We start from the raw sequence: 22,767 nt of genomic DNA on the forward strand, positions 1-22,767 counted from the left end.
CCGGCACGGGACACAGAAGGCGGGGCGTCCAACCATGCGCGCACGCATCAAGACCCTGGCTCCACTCGTCTTCGCGGTCGCGCTGACCGCGGCCTGCGGGGAGTCGGGCTCCTCGGGCACCGGCGGCGGCGGTGACACCGGCGGTGGCCAGGCCTCCGGTGACGCCTGCGCCCCGGTCGCCGGCGACCAGCTCGTCGTCCTCGAGGACGACCAGGGCCTGCAGAACGCCGACAACATCATCCCGGCGGTCAACGCGCAGGCCGCGCAGGCCAACCCGGCGCTGCTGCCCGTGCTGAACCAGGTCTCCGCCGAGATGACGACCGAGGAGCTGATCCAGCTCAACGCCGCGGTGGAGGTGCAGCGGGAGAGCGCCGAGGACGTCGCGGCCGGCTGGGTCGAGGAGAACATCGACGCCGCCGCCCTCGAGCAGGGCAGCGGGGCGATCACCGTCGGCGGGGCCAACTTCCCCGAGTCGTCGATCCTCGCCAACGTCTACGCCGACGTGCTGCAGCTGGCCGGCTTCGACGCCACCGTGCAGGAGGTCGGCAACCGCGAGCTGTACATGCAGGCCCTGATCAACGGTGAGATCCAGGTCTTCCCCGAGTACCTGGCCACCGCCACCGAGTTCCTCGAGGGCGACGACGCCAACCAGGTGGCCAGCGGCGACGTCGAGGAGACCCGGCAGGCGCTCGAGCCGCTCGCGGCGGAGGCCGGCCTGGTGTTCGGCGAGCCGTCGGAGGCCGCCGACCAGAACGCGTTCGCGGTCACCCAGGCCTTCGCCGACGAGCTCGGCGTCAGCACCCTCTCCGAGCTGGCGGAGGCGTGCGGCGACGGCTCGCTGGTCCTCGGCGGTCCGGCCGAGTGCCCGACCCGCCCGTTCTGCCAGCCCGGGCTGGAGGAGACCTACGGCCTGGAGTTCGCCGACTTCCGCGAGCTGGACGCCGGTGGCCCGCTGACCCGCGCCGCCATCGAGCAGGGCGAGGTCTCCATCGGCCTGGTCTTCAGCTCCGCCGGGTTCCTCGCCCAGGGCTGATCGACCGTCCTGGCTCACCACCAGGGGTCCTGGCTCACCGTCGACCGTGAGCCAGGACCCTTGTTGATCAGCAGAAGGACCCCCGTGCCCCCCACCGCTCGCAAGCTCGCGGCGGGACCCTGCACGGAGGCCGTTCCAGCAGCTCAGTACCAGCCGCCGGGGGGCAGCTGCTCCCCGGCGGCGACGGGCGTCTCCACCCGGTTGCCCTCGGGTGCCAGCGGGCAGGACCAGCGCGAGTCGTAGGCGCAGGACGGGTGGTAGGCGAAGTTGAGGTCGACCACCAGCCGCTCGCCGTCGCCCCCGAGGTCGGCGCCCTTCACGGTGTCCAGCAGGTAGCGCCCCCCGCCGTAGGTCGTGTCGCCGGCGCTGCCGTCGCGCAGCGGCAGGAAGATCCCGCCGCCGTAGAGCGCCACCCACCAGACGTCGAGCCGGCCCACACCGGGCAGGTCGACGGCACCGATCCGGTCCAGCGGCACCATGCCGTCGGCGGCGGTGGGGATCTCCAGCCGCAGCGGCGCCACCGGCTCGAGGACGGGCTCGAACCGCAGCGCCGGGTCGTACGGCGCCACCGGCAACCCGCGGAACGCCGCCCGCCCCGAGGCGTCCAGCGGCGACTGCGGGTGGCCGGCGAACAGCTCGTCGCGGCCCTCCCGCCACCGCAGCCAGCCCTGCTCGGCATCGGGGTGGGCGCGGACGTCGGCGTGCAGCGCGGCCACGCGGCGGCGCCAGTCGAGCAGCGAGAGGGTCACCCCAGCACTGTGACACCTGCGACCACTGTGGGCACGGGTGCGCTTCCTCCCGGTGAGCGCCACTCGTCGCTACGCTGGGTGCCATGCCCCGCCGCGAGGACGACGTCGCCCGCGGCCCCGCCCTCGCCGGCACCCGGGCGCTCCTGCAGGCCGGCGGGTTCGTGCTCGCCGTCGGCGCCACGCTCGCCGTCTTCCTCACCGACAACGCCCAGTTGCTGCGGGTCGCCGTCGTCGCCGTGGCCTGGGCGTTCGTGCTCGCCACCTTCGCCGCCGGCCGGCGCGGCACCGACCGGGCGCGCGCCGCGGCCCGGGAGGCGGAGCTGCGCCGCGCCTACGAGCTGGAGCTGGAGCGCGAGGTCTCCGCGCGCCGGGAGTACGAGCTGGAGCTGGAGAACGAGCTCCGCCGCGAGGCCGAGGACGCGATGCGCGACGAGCTCGACGCGCTGCGCGGGGAGATCGCCTCGCTGACCGGTCTCCGTGACGAGGTCGCCCGCGTGGCCGGCATGCGCGGTGACATCGCGGCGCTGGGCGAGCTGCGCGACGAGGTCGCCCGCGTGGCCGCCCTCCGCGACGACGTCGCCGCGCTCGCGGGCCTGCGGGCCGAGCTCGGCCAGCTGGGCGCACTGCGGGAGGACATGGGTCGGCTGCGCGCCGAGCTCGCCGAGCAGCTGTCCAGCGAGATGCTGGTCGAGCGGATCGTGATGCGCACCCAGGCCAGCCGGCTGGACGGGTCGGCCCGCACCCTCGAGGGCGCGCCGTGGAGCGACGACGCCCCGCCGCGCGAGCTCACCGGGGGGTGGCCGGCGATCCGGCTGGACGAGCCGCGCCCCACCCAGCAGTTCGAGCAGGTGCGCACCAGCACCTGGTCCGCGGTCCCGCCGTCCGCCCCCGTCCCGCCGCCGGTGCGCGCGGCCGCGCCGCCCCCGCCGGTGCGACCGCCCGTGCCGCCGGTGCCGGGCCGCCCGTCCGCGCCATCGGGCTTCGGCCGCCACGAGCGCGCCGCGGCGCACGAGGACGACCCCTACCTCGGCTCGGCCGCCCTGCGGCGCGGCGTGGCCGAGCCGCCGGTCACCGTGCACTCGCCGGTGGTCACGCCGTCGTCGACGCTGCCCCCGTCGCCGCCGGCCGCTCCGCCGTCGCCGCTGGAGTGGCTGGCCGCCCGGTCGTTCGTCGAGCCCCCCGCGCCGCCCCGCATCGACGACGCGCCGCGCCGCCGGCGCACCGACGAGGCGGTGGAGCCGGCACCGCTCGCCGAGTTCGCCCCCACCACCGCCCAGCCCGCGGTCACGCCGACCTGGGCGGCGCCGCAGGAGCCGGACCGCCCGGCGACCCCGGTCCGCCTCGCGCAGATCCTGGCCGAGAACGGCGCAACCCCCGCCTCGGGCGGTCGCCGCCGGCGGCGGTACCGGGAGGACGGCGAGAGCGACGACGTCCTGGCCCGGGTCCTCGGCCGCTGACCCCTAGCGCGGTCCGCGGGAGAGCCCGCCCCCGTCGAGGACGAGCGTCTGGCCGGTGACCCAGCCCGCGCCATCGCCCAGCAGGTAGGCCGCGGCCTCGCCGATGTCCTCCGGCGTGCCCAGGCGCGCCATCGGGTAGACCGCAGCGACCTCGGCTTCCCGGTTCTCGAACAGCGCGCCGGCGAAGCGGGTCTTCACCACGGCCGGGGCGACCGCGTTCACCCGCACCTTGGGGGCGAGCTCGACGGCCAGCTGGGTGGTCAGGTTGATCAGCGCCGCCTTGCTCACCCCGTACGCGCCGATCTCCTGGGACGAGCGCAGCCCGGCCACCGAGGCGACGAACAGCACCGCGCCGCCGTGCTCGGCCATCCAGGCGCGCCAGGCCTCCTGCGCCAGGCCGAGCGAGGCCACGACGTTGGTGTCGAGGATCTTGCGGCAGGCGTCGAGGTCGAGGTCCATGAGCGGCCCGTACGCGGGGTTGATGCCGACGTTGCCCACGAGCGCGTCGAGGCTGCCGAACGTCTCGACCGCGGTGCGCACCGCGGCGGCCCGGTGCTCCGGGTCGCCGGCGTTGCCGGCCACCGCCACGGCGACCTCCGGTCCGCCCAGCGACTCCACCGCCTCGGCCAGCGCATCGGGCTTCCGGGCGGTGAGCACCACCCGGGCGCCGCGCTCCACCAGGCTCCGGGCGATGCCCAGGCCGATGCCGCGGCTGCCGCCGGTGACCAGTGCGGTCTTTCCCTCGAACGTGTGCACGCTGCCTCCTTCGCCGATGTGCCGGCCGTCACGGTAGGGCGGCGCGCGCGGGGGCACTCGGGCGGGTGTACCGAGGTGCGTGAGCCACGACACAGCGACCAGGCGTTGCGACGGCCGCGCGGGCGTCACACACTCGCCATCGGCAGGTCGCCCGCGTGACACGGAACGGTTGCAGCGGACGACGAGCCGGAGCTCCGCCCGCACGACCACCGCGATCCCCGGGGATCGATCCCGACGTCCGGTACCCGCCAGGGACTGGAACGAGAGGTGCACCGATGCCTGCTGCCCGCAGGACCGTCCGCTCGCTGCTGGGCCCCGCCCGCACGCACGCCCGCCCGTCCGACGCGCCCGCCCGCCTCCGCGTGGGCGTCATCGGCGCCGGCCGCGTCGGCGCCGTCCTGGGCGCCGCCCTCGCCACCGCCGGCCACGACGTCGTCGCCGCCTCCGGCCTGTCCGCCGCCTCCGCCGAGCGCGCCGCGCGCCTGCTGCCCGGCGTCCCCCTGCTGCCGGCCGACGCCGTGGTGGCCGCCGCCGACCTCGTCGTCCTCGCCGTCCCCGACGACACCCTGGCCGGGCTCGTCTCCGGGCTGGCCGGGACCGGGGCCTGGCGCGCCGGGCAGCTGGTCCTCCACACGTCCGGGGCGCACGGGCTGGCCGTGCTGGCCCCTGCTGAGCAGGCCGGGGTGCTCGCCCTCGCGCTGCACCCGGCGATGACCTTCACCGGTGCCCCCGAGGACGCCGACCGGCTCGACGGCGCGCCCTTCGGCGTGACCAGCCGGCCCGAGCACCGCCCCGTCGCCGAGACCCTGGTCCTGGAGATGGGCGGTGAGCCGTTCTTCGTCGCCGAGGCCGACCGCCCGCTGTACCACGCGGCGCTGGTCACCGGCGCGAACCACCTGGTCACCCTGGTGGCCGAGGCCGCGGACCTGCTGCGCACCGCCGGCGTGGCCGAGCCGGGTCGCGTGCTGGCCCCGCTGCTCACCGCCGCGCTCGACAACGGCCTGCGCCGGGGCGACCGGGGGCTCACCGGGCCGGTCAGCCGCGGCGACGCCGGCACCGTCGACCACCACCTGCGGACCCTCGGCGAGCGCGCCCCCGCGTCGGTGGCCGCCTACGTCGCCATGGCGCAGCGGACCGCCGAGCGCGCCGTGGCGGCCGGCCGGCTGCGCACCCACGACGCAGCGCCGGTGCTCGACGTCCTCGCCGCCGCACGGCACGACGACCCGGCGGGGTCGCGGTGACCGTGGGCACCCGTCCGGCCGTCGCCGGGTCCGCCGCCGAACTGCGCCGGCTGGTGGCCGCGCTCCCCGGCCCGATCGCGCTGGTGCCCACCATGGGTGCCTTGCACGAGGGGCACCGCACGTTGGTCCGCGCCGCCCGGGAGCGGGCCGGCGGCGTCGTCGTCTCGGTGTTCGTGAACCCGACGCAGTTCGGCCCCGGTGAGGATCTCGACCGCTACCCGCGCACCTGGGGCGCTGACCTCGCCGCGCTGGCCGAGGAGGGCGCGGACGTCGTCTTCCACCCGCCGGTCGAGGAGGTCTACCCGCCCGGCGGGGCAGGCGTCACCGTCGACCCCGGGCCGCTGGGGTCGGTGCTCGAGGGCGCGGTGCGCCCCGGCCACTTCGCCGGCGTGCTGACCGTCGTCGCCACGCTGTTCGGCCTCGTGCGGCCCGACCTCGCGCTGTTCGGCGAGAAGGACTACCAGCAGCTCACGCTCATCCGGGCCATGGCCCGGGAGCTCGCCCTCGGCGTCGAGGTGGTCGGCATCCCGACCGTCCGGGAGGACGACGGCCTGGCGCTGTCCAGCCGCAACCGCTACCTCTCGCCGGAACAGCGGGCCCGTGCCGCGACGTTGCACCGGGCGCTGCGCGCGGGCGCCGACGCCGGCCCGCAGGGGCCCGACGCCGTCCTGGCCGCCGCCCGCGCCGTCCTGGCCGAGGCGCCCGACCTGCTGCAGGACTACCTGGAGCTGACCGATACCGATCTGGGACCGACGCCGGCCGCCGGCCCCGCCCGCCTGCTCGTCGCGGTCCGCGCGGGCAGCACCCGGCTCCTCGACAACACGGCAGTCCGACTGGGAGGCCCCCGATGATGCGCACGATGCTCAAGTCCAAGATCCACCGCGCCACGGTCACCCAGGCCGACCTGCACTACGTGGGGTCGGTGACCGTCGACGAGGACCTCCTCGACGCCGCCGACCTGCTGCCCGGCGAGCAGGTCGCGATCGTCGACATCACCAACGGCGCCCGCCTCGAGACCTACGTCATCCCCGGCGAGCGGGGCAGCGGCGTCATCGGCATCAACGGTGCCGCCGCGCACCTGGTCCACCCCGGCGACATGGTCATCCTCATCAGCTACGGCCTGATGGACGAGACCGAGGCCAAGAGCTACCTCCCCAAGGTCGTGCACGTCGACGGCGCCAACCGCGTCGTCGAGCTCGGCGGCGACCCGTCGGCCCCCGTGCCCGGCGCCACCGACCACCGGCGCAGCGACCTCGGCGTCCCGATCCGGTGACGCGGTGCTGCTGACCGTCGACGTCGGCAACAGCCAGACCGTCCTCGCCACTTTCGACGGCGACCGGCGGGTCGGCTGCTGGCGGGTGACGACGGCGCCCCGCGCCACCGCCGACGAGCTGCGCATGCTGTGGCGCGGTCTGCTCCGCGACACGGAGGTGACCGGCGTCGCCGCCTGCTCGACGGTGCCCGCGCTGCTGCCGGCGCTGCGCCAGCTGCTGGACTCCCTCGAGGTGCCGGTGGTGCTGATCGGGCCCGGCGTGCGCACCGGCGTCCCGCTGCACGTGGACAACCCCCGCGAGGTGGGCGCCGACCGGGTGGTCACCGCCCTGGCGGCCGCCGAGCTGTTCGGCCGCGCACCGGACGGCGGCCGGCGTCCGGTGGTCGTCGTCGACTTCGGCACCTCCACCAACGTCGACGCCGTCGGCCCCGACGGGCAGTTCCTCGGCGGCGCGCTCGCCCCGGGGGTCGAGGTCAGCCGCGACGCGCTGGCCAACCGGGCGGCGCAGCTGCGGTCGGTCGAGCTGAGCTGCCCGCCGCACGCCATCGGCAAGAACACCGTCGCCGCCCTGCAGTCGGGGCTGGTGCTGGGGTTCGCCGGTCTGGTCGACGGACTGGTCGGCCGCATCTCGGCGGAGCTGGTCGCGCAGTTCGGCACCGCGCCGGTCGTCGTCGCCACCGGCGGGCTGGCGCCGCTGCTGGTGGACAGCTGCCGCACGATCGGCGAGCGCGAGCCCGACCTGACCGTGCACGGGCTGCGCCTGGCGTTCCAGCGGCAGCAGGCCGCCGAGCGGCGGCCGGCCGCCCCGTAGGCTGAGCCCCCGTGACGGACGTGGGACCGAACGGTACGGGCGGCGACGACGGCGGCGAGGAGCTGCCGGAGCAGATGCGGGTCCGCCGCGCCAAGCTCGACCGGCTGCGCGACTCGGGGGTCGACCCCTACCCGGTGAGCGTCCCGCGCACGACCACGCTCGCCGCGGTCCGCGCCGGCCACCCCGACCTGGAGCCGGACACGATGACCGGCGAGCGGGTCGGCGTCACCGGCCGGGTGATCTTCTTCCGCAACACCGGCAAGCTCTGCTTCGCCACGTTGCGTGAAGGGGACGCCGAGCTCCAGGTGATGCTCTCCCGCGACCGCGTGGGCGAGGAGGCGCTGGCCGCCTGGAAGTCCGACGTCGACCTGGGTGACCACGTCTTCGTCGAGGGCGAGGTCGGGACGTCGCGCCGCGGCGAGCTCTCCGTCTTCGCCGACTCCTGGCAGCTGACCGCCAAGGCGCTGCGCCCGCTCCCGGTGGCGCACAAGCCGATGAGCGAGGAGCTGCGGGTCCGCCGCCGCTACGTCGACCTCATCGTGCGCGACGAGGCCCGCCGCACCGTGCGGCAGCGCGCCACCGTCATGTCCACCCTGCGCGCGGGGCTGGCCCGACGGGACTTCATCGAGGTCGAGACGCCGATGCTGCAGACCGTGCACGGGGGTGCGGCGGCCCGGCCCTTCCGCACCCACATGAACGCCTTCGACCTCGACCTCTACCTGCGCATCGCACCGGAGCTGTTCCTCAAGCGGTGCATCGTCGGCGGGCTGGACCGGGTCTTCGAGATCAACCGCAACTTCCGCAACGAGGGCGCGGACAGCTCGCACTCCCCGGAGTTCGCGATGCTGGAGTTCTACGCGGCCTACCTGGACTACCAGGACATCGCCGTCCTCACCCGTGAGCTGGTCCAGGAGAGCTGCGCGGCGCTGTTCGGCGACCACGTCGCCCGCCACCACGACGGCACCGAGCTCGACCTGTCGGGCGAGTGGCGGCAGGTGCGGCTGTTCGACCTGGTCAGCGAAGCGGTGGGGGAGCCGGTGTCGCCGGAGACCCCGGTCGAGCGGCTGCGCGCGCTGGCCGAACGGCACGAGGTCGGCATCGACCCGGCCTGGATCCACGGCAAGGTCGTCGAGGAGATCTTCGAGGTGCTGGTGCAACCCTCGCTCCAGGAGCCCACGTTCGTCATGGACTACCCGGTGGACACCTCGCCGCTGACGCGGGCGCACCGCACGGATGCCGGCGTCGCCGAGAAGTGGGACCTCTACATCGGCGGGATCGAGCGGGGCACCGGCTACTCCGAGCTGGTCGACCCCGTCGTCCAGCGGGAGCGGTTCACGCAGCAGGCGCTGCTGGCCGCGGCCGGCGACCCCGAGGCGATGGTGCTCGACGAGGACTTCCTCGAGGCGCTCGAATACGGCATGCCGCCCACCGGCGGGGTCGGAATGGGGATGGACCGGTTGATGATGACTCTCACCGGTCTCGGCATCCGCGAGACGATCCTGTTCCCGTTGGTCCGGCCAATCAGTTCCTGATCGGTCCGTATCCCGATTGCTCCCAATGGGAGACCAATCACGCAGCCATTTCCTATTGCCGCGTGCGCGTGCTGTAATAGGCCTCGCACCCGTCGGGTGCTATTTCAGTCCGGCCCCCGGGTCGTAGCGAAAAGCGAGGAACGAATGGCGCGCAAGGTCCAGGTCATCCTGAGCGACGATCTCGACGAGAACCTCCCGGCCGACGAGACCGTCAGTTTCGCGCTGGACGGCACGTCGTACGAGATCGACCTGGCGGAGAAGAACGCCCAGGAGATGCGCGACGCCTTCGCCCGTTACATCTCGGCGGCGCGCAAGGTCGGTCGCGGCACCCGTTCCTCCGGTGGTGGCCGCTCCCGGGCCACCGGCGGTGGCGGTCGCATGGACCGCGAGCAGGCCGGCGCGATCCGCGACTGGGCCCGCAAGAACGGCCACGCGGTCAGCGACCGCGGCCGCATCCCGGCCAGCGTCGTCGAGGCCTACGAGGCCGCGCACTGACGGCCTCGTCCGGAGGCTCGGCCCGAGCGTGCGAGGGCTGAGAGGGGCGAGGTCCTTCTGCTCGCCCCCGGCACTCGCTCCGCTCGCCCCCGGCACTCGCTCCGCTCGCGCCGGGACCCTGCGAGGGGGCCGTTCCACCACCTCACCCGACGTAGTCGGACTTCGACCCGCGTGGCGGGGGCGCGCAGCGTCCCCACCCGCGGGTCGATTCGTCTCGGCTCCACGCAGCTCGACCCGGTACCTGGCCGCGGTGGAGGCCGACAGGCCGACGGTGTGCACCGTCCGCTCACGGCGTAACGGGGGCGGAACAGCACCCCGGGGCCCGTGGTTGGAACGAGCAGCCACCCACGGGACCCGTCGGACGACGACGGGACGGCGTGGTCCGCGACTACAGTGGAAAGACCGGTGCCCCCGCGCGCCGACGGATGTCGGGTGCTCCTTCCCACACGGGGAGGGCAGTGCCGGACCAGCCGGTCAGAGGAGAAGCAGCAGATGTTCGAACGGTTCACCGACCGAGCCCGCCGTGTCGTCGTCCTGGCCCAGGAAGAGGCCCGGATGCTCAACCACAACTACATCGGCACCGAGCACATCCTCCTGGGTTTGATCCACGAGGGTGAGGGCGTCGCTGCCAAGGCCCTGGAGTCCCTCGGCATCTCGCTCGAGGGTGTCCGCCAGCAGGTCGAGGAGATCATCGGGCAGGGCCAGCAGGCGCCGTCCGGGCACATCCCCTTCACCCCGCGGGCGAAGAAGGTCCTGGAGCTGTCGCTGCGCGAGGCGCTGCAGCTCGGCCACAACTACATCGGCACCGAGCACATCCTGCTCGGCCTGATCCGCGAGGGCGAGGGCGTCGCCGCCCAGGTCCTGGTGAAGCTCGGCGCCGACCTCAACCGCGTCCGCCAGCAGGTCATCCAGCTGCTGAGTGGCTACCAGGGCAAGGAGCCGGCCGCGGCCGGCGGCCCCGCCGAGGGCACCCCGTCGACCTCGCTGGTCCTCGACCAGTTCGGCCGCAATCTGACGCAGGCCGCCCGCGACTCCAAGCTCGACCCGGTCATCGGGCGGGCCAAGGAGATCGAGCGGGTCATGCAGGTCCTGTCGCGGCGGACCAAGAACAACCCGGTCCTCATCGGCGAGCCCGGCGTCGGCAAGACCGCCGTCGTCGAGGGCCTGGCGCAGGCCATCGTCAAGGGCGAGGTGCCCGAGACGCTGAAGGACAAGCAGCTCTACACGCTGGACCTCGGCGCGCTCGTCGCCGGTTCCCGCTACCGCGGTGACTTCGAGGAGCGCCTCAAGAAGGTCCTCAAGGAGATCCGCACCCGCGGCGACATCATCCTGTTCATCGACGAGATCCACACCCTCGTCGGGGCGGGTGCCGCGGAGGGCGCGATCGACGCCGCCAGCATCCTCAAGCCGATGCTTGCCCGCGGTGAGCTGCAGACCATCGGTGCCACCACGCTGGACGAGTACCGCAAGCACCTGGAGAAGGACGCCGCGCTCGAGCGGCGGTTCCAGCCGATCCAGGTGGGTGAGCCGACCCTGGCCCACACGATCGAGATCCTCAAGGGCCTGCGCGACCGCTACGAGGCGCACCACCGGATCAGCATCACCGACGGCGCCTTGGTGGCCGCGGCGACGCTGGCCGACCGGTACATCTCCGACCGCTTCCTGCCGGACAAGGCGATCGACCTGATCGACGAGGCCGGCGCCCGGATGCGCATCAAGCGGATGACCGCGCCGCCGGACCTGCGCGAGTTCGACGACAAGATCGCGGCCGTCCGCCGCGAGAAGGAGTCGGCGATCGACGCCCAGGACTTCGAGAAGGCCGCGTCGCTGCGCGACACCGAGAAGCAGCTGCTGGGCGAGAAGGCCGAGCGCGAGAAGCAGTGGAAGGCCGGCGACATGGACGTCGTCGCCGAGGTCGACGACGAGCAGATCGCCGAGGTGCTGGCCAACTGGACCGGCATCCCCGTCTTCAAGCTCACCGAGGAGGAGACCACGCGTCTGCTCCGCATGGAGGACGAGCTCCACAAGCGGATCATCGGCCAGGAAGAGGCCATCAAGAGCGTCAGCCAGGCGATCCGGCGCACGCGGGCGGGCCTCAAGGACCCGCGCCGTCCCGGTGGTTCCTTCATCTTCGCCGGCCCCTCGGGCGTCGGTAAGACGGAGCTGGCGAAGGCGCTGGCGCAGTTCCTGTTCGGTGAGGACGACGCGCTCATCCAGATCGACATGGGCGAGTTCCACGACAAGTTCACCGTGTCGCGGCTTGTCGGTGCCCCTCCCGGTTACGTCGGTTACGACGAGGGTGGGCAGCTGACCGAGAAGGTGCGGCGCAAGCCGTTCTCGGTGGTCCTCTTCGACGAGATCGAGAAGGCGCACGCGGACGTGTTCAACACACTTCTGCAGGTGCTGGAGGACGGCCGGCTCACCGATGGTCAGGGCCGGGTCGTGGACTTCAAGAACACGATCCTCATCCTCACGACCAACCTCGGTACGCGGGACATCTCCAAGGCCGTCGGCCTCGGCTTCCAGGCCGGCAACGACGACCAGTCGAACTACGACCGGATGAAGCTCAAGGTCAACGAGGAGCTCAAGCAGCACTTCCGGCCGGAGTTCCTCAACCGGATCGATGACATCGTCGTGTTCCACCAGCTGACCGAGAACGAGATCATCCAGATCGTGGACCTGATGGTCGCCCGGCTCGAGACCCAGCTGGCGAACAAGGACATGTCGCTGGAGATCACCCCTGCGGCCAAGAAGCTGCTGGCCTCCCGTGGCTTCGACCCCGTCCTGGGTGCCCGGCCGCTGCGCCGGACCATCCAGCGCGAGATCGAGGACGCGCTGAGCGAGAAGATCCTCTACGGCGACCTGACCGGTGGTCAGATCATCGTGGTGGACGTCGACGACGCCGAGGGCCCCGCGCAGAAGTTCACCTTCCGCGGCGAGGCCAAGCCGATCGACCTGCCCGACACCCCGCCGGTGGCCCTCTCGGGCGCCGAGGGTGACGAGGACGGTCCGGCGGCGGCCGCCGAGTAACACCTGCACGACCGAAGGGGCCGCTCCCACCGCGAGGTGGGGGCGGCCCTTCTGTCTGTCGTCCTCCGGACGACACCGCGGCCAGTTGCCGTACCCCGCATGCGTTGAGCCGTGTCGCACGCCCTGCCCGGGGAGCCTCCGGCCCCGCCCGGCAGGTCGACCCTCGCGGGGCGTCTTACGTCGGCAGCGTGAACCTCCCGCATCTTGTCTGCTCGACCAGGCCATCGGTGAGCAGGGAGTCCAGGCAGCGGGACCGCTGGACGGCGTCGTCCCACGCGGGTTCGAGCGCCGCGGCGTCCACGGGCTCGTGCGCCGCCCGCAGGACGTCGAGCAGCCGCCCGCGCACCTGCCGGTCGGTGCCGGCGAACTTCTGCACCCGCCGGGGCGGCCCGTCGTGCGGCGGGGCGCCGGCCAGCCGCCACGCGCACCGGTCGCGCACCGGGCAGGCGCCGCACCGTGGCGTACCGGCGACGCACACCAGTGCACCCAGCTCCATCACCGCCACCGAGAAGCGCACGGCGCGCGCGTCGTCCTCCGGCGCCAGCGCGGCGACGTCGGCGAGGTCGGCGGCCCGCGCGTTGCCCGCCTCCGCGCGGCCGTGCACCAGCCGCGCCACCACCCGGCGGACATTGGTGTCGACGACGGTCTGGCGCCGCCCGTACCCGAAGCACGCGACCGCGCGGGCGGTGTAGGTGCCGACGCCGGGGAGTGCCTCGAGCGCGTCGACGTCCTCGGGGACGATCCCTCCGTGCCGCTCGGTGATCGCGATCGCCGCCTCCCGCAGCCGCAGCGCCCGGCGCGGGTAGCCGAGCTTGCCCCATGCCCGGATGACCTCTGCGGCCGGCTCTGCGGCCAGGTCCGCCGGGGTGGGCCACCGGGCCGTCCAGACCCGCCAGACGGGCTCCACGCGCGCCACGGGGGTCTGCTGGAGCATCACCTCGCTGACCAGGACGGCCCACGGGTCGACCTCCGGCGTCCGCCACGGCAGGTCACGGGCGGCGGTGGCGTACCAGTCGACGATCAGCTCGCCGACCGGGGTGGCGGTGGGGGAGGACGGCCGGCTCACGGGCACCCAGTGTGCCGTGCGCGCGGCGCGGCGTGCCGAGCGGACCAGTCCCGACCGGGCGCACTAGCGTTCCCCGCGTGTTGCACCCGGTCGGCCCGCTCCCCGCAGCCGTGTACTGGCGGCGCCGGCTGACCGTGCTGGTGCTGCTGCTGGCCCTCCTCGGCGGCCTCACCTGGCTCGCCCTGACCCTGGTGCCCGGCGGCGGCGGCGGGTCCGCTGCTTCGCCGGCCACCGCGGCCGCACCGACCGAGCCCCCGGCGCTGGAGCGCGTCGTGCCCGCGGTCTCGGGGGTCCGGACGCCGGGCACCACGGCGCCGCCGAGCGAGCCGCCGGTCCCGGCGGGGCCGGCCCCCGGGGGTCCGTGCACCGACGAGATGCTGGGTCTGGAGGTGCGCACCCCGGGGACGGCGCCCGTGGGCGGCAAGCCGACGTTCGAGCTGGTCGTCGTCAACACCTCGCCCGTTCCCTGCGTGCGTTCGCTGGACAAGCAGCTGCAGGAGCTCGTGATGGTCGACGCCGCCGGGGCGCGGGTCTGGGGCAGCAACGACTGCTTCCCCGAGAGCAGCAGCGACCAGCGCACCCTGGCGCCGGGGGAGCAGGTGGTCTTCCCGGTCCGGTGGGGCGGGCTCACCAGCGAGCCGACGTGCACCGCTCCGCGGGTGACGCCCTCCCCGGGGAAGTACGTGCTCCGCGGCCGCCTGGACACCAAGGTCTCCGGCGACGCCCCGCTGACCATCGGCTGACGCGTGCGGCCCCCGACGGGGCGGCGATCAGCTGTAGCGGTCGAGGATCGAGGTCTCGGCCAGCCGGGACAGCCCCTCGCGGATGCCGCGCGCCCGGGCCTCCCCGACGCCTTCCACGGCCAGCAGGTCCTCGATGGTGGCGGCCAGCAGCTTCTGCAGGCCCCCGAAGTGCTCGACCAGCCGGTCGATGATGCCGGCGGGCAGCCGGGGCACCCGGGCGAGCAGGCGGTAGCCCCGCGGGCTCACCGGCGAGTCGAGGGCGTCCGGTGACGTGGGCAGGCCGTAGCAGCGGGCGACGGCGGAGAGGTCGAGCAGCTCGGTGGCGGTGAGTGCCCGCAGATCGGTGAGCACCTGGTCGATCGTGCGGGTCCGGCGACCGCCCGCGGGGAGGTAGTCGCGGACGAGCAGCCCGCGGTCCTCCTCGACGCCGGCGAGCATCTCGTCGAGCTGCAGGGCCAGCAGCCGGCCGTCGGTGCCGAGCTCGACGACGAAGCCCTCGATCTCGTCGGCGATCCGGCGCACCATCTCCAGCCGCTGGCTGACGCTCATCGCGTCGCGCACCGTCACGAGGTCCTCGATCTCGAGGGCGGAGAGGGTGCTCGCCACCTCGTCCAGGCGGAGCTTGTAGCGCTCCAGCGCGGCGAGGGCCTGGTTGGCCCGGGCGAGGATCGTCGTCGGGTGCTCGAGGGTGTACCGCCGGCCGGCCACGTACACGCTGATGATGTGCATCGACTGGCTCACCGAGATCACCGGGAAGCCGGTCTGGACGGCGACCCGCTCCGCGGTGCGGTGCCGGGTGCCCGACTCCTCGGTGGGGACCGTCGGGTCGGGCATGAGGTGGACGCCCGCCCGGACGATGCGGCTGCCGTCGTACGAGACGATCACCGCGCCGTCCATCTTCGCCAGCTCGCGCAGCCGGGTGGCGGAGAGCGCGACGTCCAGGGCGAAGCCGCCGGTGCAGATCGACTCGACCACCCGGTCGTATCCGAGCACGATCAGCGCGCCGGTGCGGCCGGCCAGGATGCGCTCGAGGCCGTCGCGCAGCGCCGTGCCGGGGGCGATGCGGCCGAGGAGTTCGCGCAGGGCGATCTCGGGGTCCACGGCGGCGGGCACGAGCTCTCCTGACGGTCGAGTGGTACGGCAGCCGAGTCTACGTACCCGCGTGAGGGGCCGGGCACGCTCGGGCTGCGGGGGCGTCCGCCCCGCGCTCTCATGCGGAACCCTACGGGCTCAGAACATGCGGTGGAAGGCCGCACCCAGGTCGGGGACCTCGATCAGCCGCATGCCGGCCGGCGCGGCCCCGGCGTCCGGCGGCACCAGGGCCACGCGGTAGCCCTGGCGGGCGGCCTCGGCCAGCCGGCGCCCGGTGCCGCCGACCCGGCGGATCTCCCCGGAGAGGCCGACCTCGCCGAGCGCCACCAGCCCCGGGGGCAGCGGGTGGTCCTTTGCGGCGGAGGCGATCGCCAGCGCCAGGGCCAGGTCGGCGGCCGGCTCGGCGATCCGCACCCCGCCGACGGAGGCCGCGAACACGTCGGCGTCGGCCAGCTTGACCCGGCCGCGACGCTCGACCACGGCGTTCACCATCGCCACCCGCTGGGAGTCCAGCCCGCTGACGGCCCGGCGGGGGGAGCCACCACCGCTCGTGCTCGCCACGAGGGCCTGCACCTCGGCGAGCAGCGGCCGGCTGCCCTCCAGGGTGACGGTGACGCAGCTGCCGGGGACCGGGTCGCTCCGCCGCGACACGAACAACGCCGACGGGTCGGGCACGCCGACGACCCCGCTGTCGCCGATCTCGAAGCAGCCGATCTCGTCGGCCGGGCCGAACCGGTTCTTCGTCGCCCGGACCATGCGCAGGGTCGAATGGCGCTCGCCGTCGAAGGAGACGACGACGTCGACCAGGTGCTCGAGCGTGCGCGGGCCGGCGATGGCGCCGTCCTTCGTCACGTGGCCGACGAGGATCGTGGTCATGCCCCGGGTCTTCGCCACGCCGGTCAGCGCCGAGGCCACGGCGCGCACCTGCGTCGAGCCGCCGTCGGTGCCCTCGGCGGCGGGGGAGCGGACGGTCTGCACGCTGTCGAGGACCAGGAGCGAGGGGTTGACCGCCTCGACGTGGGCCAGCACCGCGGACAGCTCCGTCTCGGCGGCGAGGTACAGCCGGTCGTGCAGGGCGCCGATCCGCTCCGCGCGGAGCCGGACCTGGCCGGCCGACTCCTCGCCGGAGACCACGAGCGTGGGGCCGCCGGCCGCGGCGACCCGGTGCGCCACCTCGAGCAGCAACGTGGACTTGCCGACCCCGGGCTCCCCGGCGACCAGCAGCACCGCTCCCGGCACGAGCCCGCCGCCGAGGACGCGGTCGAACTCGGCGATCCCCGTCGGCACGGCGCGGGCGCCGGCGAGCTCCACCTCGGCGATCGGCCGGGCCGGCGCGCTCACCTGGCCGGCCGAGACGGCCCGCAGCCCCGTGGCCGGGGCGCCGAGCTCCTGCAGGGTGCCCCACGCCTGGCACTCGGGGCAGCGCCCGACCCACTTGGCCGAGGCGTAGCCGCACTCGGTGCAGCGGTGGGCGGGGCGGGACTTCACTGCGGGGGAGGGCACACCGAGGACGTTAACCGCCGGCACCGACAACTCCCGGGAACGCGTGATGGCGGCTCCCGGGAGGAGCCGCCATCGGCGATCTCGGTGGCCTGGGTCGGCCTCTCGGGCGTGCTACTCGTGGTGGAAGTCGAAGTGCTCCCCGCGCTCGAGCACCTCGCCGGCAGCCGCTACCGGGGCCGCGACGGTGACCTCGCCGGCGTCCTCGAAGGTGAAGGTCAGATCGACGGACCCGCCGCTCGTGAGTGACTCGTCGAGGCCGCTGAGGGTGATGGTGCGGGGGTCGTCGACGCCGACGAACACGGCCTCGTCGGCCGGGATCTCCAGTTCGTCCGAACCGCCCGTCGTGCCAGGAACGGCGACGGAGGTGCCGATGACCGCCTCGTCGAAGCCCTCGCCGGAGACGTCGATCAGCGTGTCGTCCTCGTTGCCGTCGTTGATGATCGCGACCTGGAGCGAGGCGTCGTCGCCGGCCTCGTAGGCGCCGCCGTCGGGAGAGGCCACGTTGATCGCGCGCAGGGTGAGGTCACCGACCTCGGCCATCGCGCCGACCCTGTCGCGCTCCTGCTCGACGGTCTGCGTGACCTGGCCGGCGCTGCACGCCGAGAGGGCGAGGGGGGAGAAGAGCAGAACGCCCATCGTGGCGGCGCGCAGAGCGCGATTCACGGCTGTCGACCTCCAGCAGGACCGTGCCGGCCACCGGGGATCGGTGGCGCGGAGACCTGCCGAGCGTATCGGTCGGCCACCGGGCCTGCCCGCAGGGAGCCGTCTGCGCCGCGCCCCGGCGCCCCGCGGAGCCCGTCAGGCCAGGCTCGACCCGCTGCCGACCAGCAGGGCGACGTCCAGCACCGTCAGCAGCATCACGGCGGGGAAGGCGAGCCCGCGGAAGCGCGCGGTGCCCGCGAGGGCGGCCACCGCGGCCGCGGGCACGGCCAGGGCGAGGGCGGCCCAGCCGGTGGGCCCGGGTGGGCCCGGCGGGGCCAGCACGAGCAGCAGCGACGCCCCGGCCAGCAGGAGGGCGCCGCAGACCGCGGAGACCTGCGCCCCGAGCCGGTGCGGCAGCCCGCGGACCCCGGTGGCCGCGTCGTCCTCGAGGTCGGGGGCGACGTTCGCCAGGTGGGCCGCGCCACCGAGCGCCGCACCGGCCGCCACCAGCCACCAGGGGGGTGCGGGCGTGCCGGGGGCGGCCGCGACCACCCCGGCGGGCAGCGCCCCGAAGCCGACCACGTAACCCGCACCGGACCACACGGTGCGCTTGAGCCCGGCGTTGTAGGCCCACCCGCTGGCGACGAGCAGCAGCAGGAGCGCGCCGGGGAGGGGGCCCAGCAGCAGCGAGAGGACGACGGCCGCGGTGGCGGCAGCGAGGGCGGCGCCGCGCAGCACGGCCGGGGCGACGGCGCCCTGCACGACCGGTTTGTCGGCCCGTGCGACGGCGCGGTCGCGGTCGGCGTCGAGCCAGTCGTTGCTCCAGCCGATGGACGCCTGACCTGCGAGTACGGCCGCGCAGAGGAGGGCTGTGCGCGCCGGTGGGACGTCCGCGGCGACGGCCAGCAGGGTGGCCGCGGTGGTGACCGCCAGGGTGGGCCCGAGGTGGGTCGCGCGGACCAGCGCGCGGGTCGTCGCGCCCCGCCGGGCGGCGCCCGCAGGCACATCAACCACGCTCTGTCAACCCCTCCGACGCGTCGACTCAGGCCGCTGACCTGCATATTTGCTGCCCGGCGCCGATCCGCTGGTCAGTCTGCCGTGCTAACCTTGGGGGAGCGAAAGGGGTCACATCCACATGGGCTTCACTGTCGGCGAGACCGTCGTCTACCCGCACCACGGTGCCGCGCTCATCGAGGCGATCGAGAAGCGCACGATCAAGGGTGAAGAGAAGGCCTACCTCGTGCTGAAGGTCGCCCAGGGCGACCTCACCGTGCGTGTGCCGGCCGACAACGCAGAGATCGTCGGCGTCCGCGACGTCGTCGGTCAGGAGGGGCTCAACCGGGTGTTCGAGGTGCTCCGCGCCCCGCACACGGAGGAGCCGACGAACTGGTCGCGCCGCTACAAGGCCAACCTCGAGAAGCTGGCCTCCGGCGACGTCAACAAGGTGGCCGAGGTCGTCCGCGACCTGTGGCGCCGCGACAAGGACCGCGGCCTCTCGGCCGGCGAGAAGCGGATGCTCTCGAAGGCCCGCCAGATCCTGGTGAGCGAGCTCGCGCTCGCCGAGGGCACCAACGAGGACAAGGCCGAGGTCCTGCTCGACGAGGTCCTCGCCAGCTGAGCGCTCCGCGTCCGCGCAGATCCCACCGAACCGCTCCCGTGCACGCTGTCGCCATCGTCGCAGCGGCCGGGAGCGGTTCGCGTCTGGGCGCCGGGCAGCCGAAGGCACTGGTCCCGCTCGCCGGGCGGCCACTGGTCGCCTGGGCCGTCGATGCGCTGCTCGCCGGCGGCGTCGACGAGGTGGTCGTCACCGTGCCGCCCGCGGAGCGCGCCGCGTTCGCCGCTGCGCTGCCCGGGACGGTGCAGCTCGTCGACGGCGGCGTCACCCGCACCGCGTCGGTGCGCGCCGGGCTCGCCGAGGCCGGCCCGCGGGCCGACGTCGTCCTGGTGCACGACGCCGCCCGGCCGCTCACCCCGCCCGAGGCCGTGGCGCGGGTGCTGGACGCGCTCGCCGGCGGTGCTCGCGCCGTGGTTCCCGTGCTGCCGGTCGTCGACACCACCGTCCTGGTGGACGACGACGGCGTGGTCGCCGAGGCCGTCCCCCGGGCGCCGCTGCGCCGGGTGCAGACCCCGCAGGGCTTCGACCGCGCCACCCTGGTCGCCGCCTACGCCGCCCTCGACGACGCCGCCGAGCTCACCGACGACGCCGCCGTCGTCCGCGCCGCCGGCGTCCCGGTGCGCACCGTCCCCGGTGACGAGCGCTCCGCGAAGATCACCGTCCCCCACGATCTCGCGCTCGCCGAGCTGAGCGTGGGCCTGACCGCGAGCGAGGTGCACCCGTGACCGTACTGCCACGCGTCGGCATCGGCACCGACGTCCACCCCGTCGTCGCGGGCCGGCCCTGCCGGCTGGCGGGGCTCGACTGGCCCGGCACCTACGGCTGCGCCGGTCACTCGGACGGCGACGTGGTGGCCCACGCACTCACCGACGCCGTGCTGTCCGCGGCCGGGCTCGGTGACATCGGCGGCCTGCTGGGCACCGACGACCCGCGCTGGGCAGGGGCTGCGGGCATCGCCGTCCTCGAGTACGTGCGCGAGGTGGTCACCGCCCTCGGCTGGGAGATCGGCAACGCGTCGGTCCAGCTGATCGCGAACACCCCCAAGCTCGGCCCCCGCCGGGCCGAGGCCGAGGCGGCGCTCTCGGCCGCGCTCGGTGCCCCGGTCAGCGTGGCGGCCACCACCACCGACGGCCTCGGGCTGACCGGCCGGGGGGAGGGGCGGGCCGCCGTGGCGACCGCGCTGGTGATCCGGACGGGGGAGGCGGCCTCGCCGCAGGCGGAAGGGGCCGCAGGCACTCCGTAGACTCCCGGCAGTGAGCCTCCGCCTGTACGACACGGCCGCCCGTGCGGTCCGCGACTTCACGCCCCTGCGTGCCGGTCACGCGTCGGTCTACGTCTGCGGTCTCACGGTGCAGGGCCCGCCGCACGTCGGGCACGTCCGGGCGGCGGTGTCCTTCGACGTCCTCCGCCGCTGGCTGGTCGCGCGGGGCTTCGAGGTCACCTACGTCCGCAACGTCACCGACATCGACGACAAGATCCTCACCAAGGCCGGCGAGCACGACGTCCCGTGGTGGGCCTGGGCGTTCGACAACGAGCGCGCCAGTACCCGCGCCTACGACGTCCTCGGCGTCCTGCCGCCCACCTACGAGCCGCGCGCCACCGGGCACGTCCCCGAGATGGTCGAGCTGATGCAGCGGCTGATCGAGCGCGGGCACGCCTACGCTGTCGACGGCGACGTCTACTTCGACGTCCGCTCCTTCCCCGGGTACGGGGCACTCACCGGCCAGCGGCTCGACGCGCTCGAGCCCGCCGCCGACACCGACAGCGACGAGCGCAAGCGCGACCCCCGAGACTTCGCGCTGTGGAAGGCCGCCAAGCCCGCCGAGCCGGCGACGGCCTCGTGGCCGACCCCGTGGGGGCGCGGCCGGCCGGGCTGGCACCTGGAGTGCTCGGCGATGGCCGGGAAGTACCTCGGCCCCGAGTTCGACATCCACGGCGGCGGACTGGACCTGCGCTTCCCGCACCACGAGAACGAGCAGGCGCAGTCCCGGGCCGCCGGTGACGGCTTCGCGCAGTACTGGCTGCACAACGGCTGGGTCACCCTCGGCGGCGAGAAGATGAGCAAGTCGCTGGGCAACACCGCCCTGGTGGACGAGGTCGTCCGGCGGGTGCGGCCGGTGGAGCTGCGGTACTACCTGGTCGCGCCGCACTACCGCTCGACCGTCGAATTCACCGACGCCGCGCTGGAGGAGGCCGGTCAGGCCTACCGCCGCATCGAGTCCTTCGTGAAGCGGGCGGCCGAGCGGGTCGGCGCCGACGCCGGGGCTCCGGTGCTCTGCGCCGACTTCAGCAACGCGCTCGACGACGACCTCGGCACCCCGGCCGCGATCGCCGCGATCCACGACATGGTGCGCGAGGGCAACACGGCGCTGGCCGACGGGGACGACCGGGCGGTCGCGGGGACGCTGGGCTCGGTCCGCGCCATGCTGGGCGTGCTCGGGCTGGACCCGCTCGACCCGCAGTGGGCCGCCGCCGGCGGCGACGACCGCCTGGCCCGGGCGACCGACGGCCTGGTGGCGCTGGCGCTCGAGCAGCGGCAGGCGGCCCGGGCACGCAAGGACTTCGCGGCGGCGGACGCGATCCGCGACCAGCTCGCCGCCCTCGGCGTCACCGTCGAGGACACCCCGCAAGGACCCCGATGGGAGCTGACCCGCTGATGGCCGGCAACAGCCAGCGCCGCGGCCGCACGACCGGTGCGGGCAAGAAGACGGCGACCGCCGGGACCGGTGGCAAGAACCGCCGGTCGCTCGCCGGCCGCGGTGCCACCCCGCCCGCCGAGATGCGCACCGGGCACCCCGCCCAGCGGCGCGCCCAGGCCGAAGCGCGCCAGCGGGCCGACCGCGCCCGCGCCCGCCAGCGCGCCGAGGAGACGCCGGAGCTGCTGCTCGGCCGCAACCCGGTCGTCGAGGCGCTGCGCGCTCAGATCCCGGCCACGGCCCTGTACGTCGTCACCGGCGACACCACGCGCGGCGGCACCGACGAGCGGATCGCCGAGGCCCTCGCGCTGGCGGCCGACCGCGGGCTGCCGCTGCTCGAGGTGGGCAAGGGCGAGTTCGACCGCATGGCGCAGGGCGCCCTGCACCAGGGCATCGGCCTGCAGGTGCCGCCCTACGACTACGCCCACCCGGACGACCTGCTGGACATCGCCCGTGACTCGGGCCGGGCGCCGCTGATCGTGGCGATGGACGGGGTGACCGACCCGCGCAACCTCGGCGCCGTCGTCCGGTCGGCGGCCGCGTTCGACGCTCACGGCGTCGTCGTGCCGCAACGCCGCGCGGTGGGGATGACGGCGTCGGCCTGGCGCACCAGCGCCGGTGCGGCGGCCCGGCTGCGCGTCGCCCGGGCGGTCAACCTGCCGCGGGCGCTCGCCGCCTACCAGGACGCCGGGCTGCAGACGGTGGGCCTGGCCGGTGACGGTGACGTCGACCTGCACGAGTACGACGGCTTCGCCGACGCCGTCGCCCTGGTCGTCGGCGCCGAGGGCACCGGGCTGTCGCGGCTGGTCCGGGAGAAGTGCGACGTCGTCGTCCGCATCCCGATCTCGCGCGAGACCGAGTCGCTCAACGTCAGCGTCGCCGCCGGGATCGCGCTGTACCAGACCGCGATGCGCCGCAGTCCGGACGCCCGCTAGCGACCCGGTTGCGCCGGGCCGGGCAGTCCGCGCGCCGCACCGTTGCACCCGCGTCGGGGCAGGAGCACACTCCCGGCACCGCTCCCGAGGAGGACAGC

The 22,767-nt window shown here is 74.6% G+C and carries 22 protein-coding genes; 15 read left to right on the forward strand and 7 right to left on the reverse strand.

Going from position 1 to position 22,767, the window contains the following annotated elements:
* The first annotated feature begins 34 nt into the window (after nucleotides 1-34).
* Nucleotides 35-1,033 (forward strand): glycine betaine ABC transporter substrate-binding protein, encoded by a 999-nt coding sequence (locus BMW62_RS03010; RefSeq protein ID WP_091929342.1) that lies wholly within the window; start codon nucleotides 35-37, stop codon nucleotides 1,031-1,033.
* Nucleotides 1,034-1,176: 143 nt separating this feature from the next.
* Here BMW62_RS03010 and BMW62_RS03015 read toward each other — a convergent pair whose 3' ends face one another.
* Nucleotides 1,177-1,782: a DUF1684 domain-containing protein gene (locus BMW62_RS03015; RefSeq protein WP_091929343.1), complete on the reverse strand. Its 606-nt coding sequence runs from the start codon at nucleotides 1,780-1,782 to the stop codon at nucleotides 1,177-1,179.
* Nucleotides 1,783-1,865: 83 nt separating this feature from the next.
* On the opposite strand from BMW62_RS03015, the gene BMW62_RS03020 reads away from it, so the two are divergent.
* The gene (locus tag BMW62_RS03020) at nucleotides 1,866-3,239 is read left to right on the forward strand and encodes a DUF6779 domain-containing protein (RefSeq protein WP_091929344.1); all 1,374 of its coding nucleotides are present in this window, start codon (nucleotides 1,866-1,868) and stop codon (nucleotides 3,237-3,239) included.
* Between the two features lie 3 nt (nucleotides 3,240-3,242).
* Here the strand turns inward: BMW62_RS03020 and BMW62_RS03025 are convergent, their stop codons facing one another.
* Nucleotides 3,243-3,995 (reverse strand): SDR family oxidoreductase, encoded by a 753-nt coding sequence (locus BMW62_RS03025; RefSeq protein ID WP_091929345.1) that lies wholly within the window; start codon nucleotides 3,993-3,995, stop codon nucleotides 3,243-3,245.
* A 275-nt stretch (nucleotides 3,996-4,270) separates the two neighbouring features.
* On the opposite strand from BMW62_RS03025, the gene BMW62_RS03030 reads away from it, so the two are divergent.
* The 7 genes from BMW62_RS03030 to BMW62_RS03060 all read left to right on the forward strand — a co-directional run bounded on the left by BMW62_RS03030 (nucleotide 4,271) and on the right by BMW62_RS03060 (nucleotide 12,377).
* Nucleotides 4,271-5,236, forward strand: coding sequence for a Rossmann-like and DUF2520 domain-containing protein (locus BMW62_RS03030; RefSeq protein WP_091929346.1), 966 nt, complete (start codon nucleotides 4,271-4,273; stop codon nucleotides 5,234-5,236).
* Nucleotides 5,237-5,238: 2 nt separating this feature from the next.
* Nucleotides 5,239-6,087: a pantoate--beta-alanine ligase gene (gene panC / locus BMW62_RS03035; protein ID WP_091929484.1), complete on the forward strand. Its 849-nt coding sequence runs from the start codon at nucleotides 5,239-5,241 to the stop codon at nucleotides 6,085-6,087.
* Entirely contained in the window at nucleotides 6,084-6,509 is a 426-nt protein-coding gene (gene panD, locus BMW62_RS03040; RefSeq protein WP_091929347.1) for an aspartate 1-decarboxylase, read from the forward strand. Before panC ends, panD begins: the two co-directional genes overlap by 4 nt.
* 4 nt (nucleotides 6,510-6,513) lie before the next feature.
* Nucleotides 6,514-7,320: a type III pantothenate kinase gene (locus tag BMW62_RS03045; protein WP_091929348.1), complete on the forward strand. Its 807-nt coding sequence runs from the start codon at nucleotides 6,514-6,516 to the stop codon at nucleotides 7,318-7,320.
* A gap of 11 nt (nucleotides 7,321-7,331) precedes the next feature.
* Nucleotides 7,332-8,852, forward strand: a complete 1,521-nt coding sequence (gene lysS, locus BMW62_RS03050) for a lysine--tRNA ligase (protein WP_211434948.1) — start codon at nucleotides 7,332-7,334, stop codon at nucleotides 8,850-8,852.
* A 144-nt stretch (nucleotides 8,853-8,996) separates the two neighbouring features.
* Entirely contained in the window at nucleotides 8,997-9,347 is a 351-nt protein-coding gene (locus BMW62_RS03055) for a histone-like nucleoid-structuring protein Lsr2 (RefSeq protein WP_091929349.1), read from the forward strand.
* A 492-nt stretch (nucleotides 9,348-9,839) separates the two neighbouring features.
* Nucleotides 9,840-12,377 (forward strand): ATP-dependent Clp protease ATP-binding subunit, encoded by a 2,538-nt coding sequence (locus BMW62_RS03060; protein ID WP_091929350.1) that lies wholly within the window; start codon nucleotides 9,840-9,842, stop codon nucleotides 12,375-12,377.
* A gap of 175 nt (nucleotides 12,378-12,552) precedes the next feature.
* Here the strand turns inward: BMW62_RS03060 and BMW62_RS03065 are convergent, their stop codons facing one another.
* A complete protein-coding gene (locus BMW62_RS03065) occupies nucleotides 12,553-13,443 on the reverse strand; it encodes an A/G-specific adenine glycosylase (protein ID WP_211434949.1) in 891 nt (296 codons plus the stop codon).
* A gap of 77 nt (nucleotides 13,444-13,520) precedes the next feature.
* Here BMW62_RS03065 and BMW62_RS03070 point away from each other — a divergent pair, with 77 nt between their 5' ends.
* A complete protein-coding gene (locus tag BMW62_RS03070; protein WP_091929352.1) occupies nucleotides 13,521-14,186 on the forward strand; it encodes a MucR family transcriptional regulator in 666 nt (221 codons plus the stop codon).
* Between the two features lie 27 nt (nucleotides 14,187-14,213).
* On the opposite strand, the gene disA is transcribed toward BMW62_RS03070, so the two are convergent.
* The 4 genes from disA to BMW62_RS03090 all read right to left on the reverse strand — a co-directional run bounded on the left by disA (nucleotide 14,214) and on the right by BMW62_RS03090 (nucleotide 18,428).
* Nucleotides 14,214-15,299 carry a DNA integrity scanning diadenylate cyclase DisA gene (disA, locus tag BMW62_RS03075; protein WP_091929353.1) on the reverse strand — a complete coding sequence of 362 codons (1,086 nt, stop codon included), beginning with the start codon at nucleotides 15,297-15,299 and terminating at the stop codon, nucleotides 14,214-14,216.
* Between the two features lie 117 nt (nucleotides 15,300-15,416).
* Nucleotides 15,417-16,781 carry a DNA repair protein RadA gene (gene radA / locus BMW62_RS03080; RefSeq protein ID WP_211434950.1) on the reverse strand — a complete coding sequence of 455 codons (1,365 nt, stop codon included), beginning with the start codon at nucleotides 16,779-16,781 and terminating at the stop codon, nucleotides 15,417-15,419.
* 111 nt (nucleotides 16,782-16,892) lie between these two features.
* Nucleotides 16,893-17,444 (reverse strand): copper chaperone PCu(A)C domain-containing protein, encoded by a 552-nt coding sequence (locus BMW62_RS03085; protein ID WP_139206178.1) that lies wholly within the window; start codon nucleotides 17,442-17,444, stop codon nucleotides 16,893-16,895.
* A 135-nt stretch (nucleotides 17,445-17,579) separates the two neighbouring features.
* The gene (locus tag BMW62_RS03090; RefSeq protein ID WP_091929356.1) at nucleotides 17,580-18,428 is read right to left on the reverse strand and encodes a UbiA family prenyltransferase; all 849 of its coding nucleotides are present in this window, start codon (nucleotides 18,426-18,428) and stop codon (nucleotides 17,580-17,582) included.
* Between the two features lie 130 nt (nucleotides 18,429-18,558).
* On the opposite strand from BMW62_RS03090, the gene BMW62_RS03095 reads away from it, so the two are divergent.
* Genes BMW62_RS03095 through rlmB form a run of 5 tightly spaced genes read left to right on the forward strand, consistent with a single transcriptional unit; the run spans nucleotide 18,559 to nucleotide 22,669 of the window.
* Nucleotides 18,559-19,041, forward strand: coding sequence for a CarD family transcriptional regulator (locus BMW62_RS03095; protein ID WP_091929357.1), 483 nt, complete (start codon nucleotides 18,559-18,561; stop codon nucleotides 19,039-19,041).
* Nucleotides 19,042-19,079: 38 nt separating this feature from the next.
* Complete coding sequence (gene ispD / locus BMW62_RS03100) at nucleotides 19,080-19,763, forward strand: 2-C-methyl-D-erythritol 4-phosphate cytidylyltransferase (RefSeq protein WP_091929358.1); 684 nt, start codon at nucleotides 19,080-19,082, stop codon at nucleotides 19,761-19,763.
* Nucleotides 19,760-20,281, forward strand: coding sequence for a 2-C-methyl-D-erythritol 2,4-cyclodiphosphate synthase (ispF, locus tag BMW62_RS03105; protein ID WP_091929359.1), 522 nt, complete (start codon nucleotides 19,760-19,762; stop codon nucleotides 20,279-20,281). Before ispD ends, ispF begins: the two co-directional genes overlap by 4 nt.
* 10 nt (nucleotides 20,282-20,291) lie before the next feature.
* A complete protein-coding gene (gene cysS / locus BMW62_RS03110) occupies nucleotides 20,292-21,695 on the forward strand; it encodes a cysteine--tRNA ligase (protein ID WP_091929360.1) in 1,404 nt (467 codons plus the stop codon).
* Nucleotides 21,677-22,669, forward strand: coding sequence for a 23S rRNA (guanosine(2251)-2'-O)-methyltransferase RlmB (rlmB, locus tag BMW62_RS03115; protein ID WP_244523804.1), 993 nt, complete (start codon nucleotides 21,677-21,679; stop codon nucleotides 22,667-22,669). Before cysS ends, rlmB begins: the two co-directional genes overlap by 19 nt.
* Nucleotides 22,670-22,767: the final 98 nt, after the last annotated feature.

The sequence above is a fragment of the Blastococcus sp. DSM 46786 genome (assembly GCF_900109665.1).
Lineage (GTDB): Bacteria > Actinomycetota > Actinomycetes > Mycobacteriales > Geodermatophilaceae > Blastococcus > Blastococcus carthaginiensis.

Excerpts from the sequence above, each read along its gene's own strand:
- rlmB (WP_244523804.1), top strand. The coding sequence starts at position 21,677 with ATGGGAGCTGACCCGCTGATGGCCGGCAACAGCCAGCGCCGCGGCCGC.
- BMW62_RS03030 (WP_091929346.1), top strand. The coding sequence starts at position 4,271 with ATGCCTGCTGCCCGCAGGACCGTCCGCTCGCTGCTGGGCCCCGCCCGC.
- BMW62_RS03055 (WP_091929349.1), top strand. The coding sequence starts at position 8,997 with ATGGCGCGCAAGGTCCAGGTCATCCTGAGCGACGATCTCGACGAGAAC.
- BMW62_RS03020 (WP_091929344.1), top strand. The coding sequence starts at position 1,866 with ATGCCCCGCCGCGAGGACGACGTCGCCCGCGGCCCCGCCCTCGCCGGC.
- BMW62_RS03060 (WP_091929350.1), top strand. The coding sequence starts at position 9,840 with ATGTTCGAACGGTTCACCGACCGAGCCCGCCGTGTCGTCGTCCTGGCC.
- BMW62_RS03010 (WP_091929342.1), top strand. The coding sequence starts at position 35 with ATGCGCGCACGCATCAAGACCCTGGCTCCACTCGTCTTCGCGGTCGCG.
- BMW62_RS03095 (WP_091929357.1), top strand. The coding sequence starts at position 18,559 with ATGGGCTTCACTGTCGGCGAGACCGTCGTCTACCCGCACCACGGTGCC.
- panD (WP_091929347.1), top strand. The coding sequence starts at position 6,084 with ATGATGCGCACGATGCTCAAGTCCAAGATCCACCGCGCCACGGTCACC.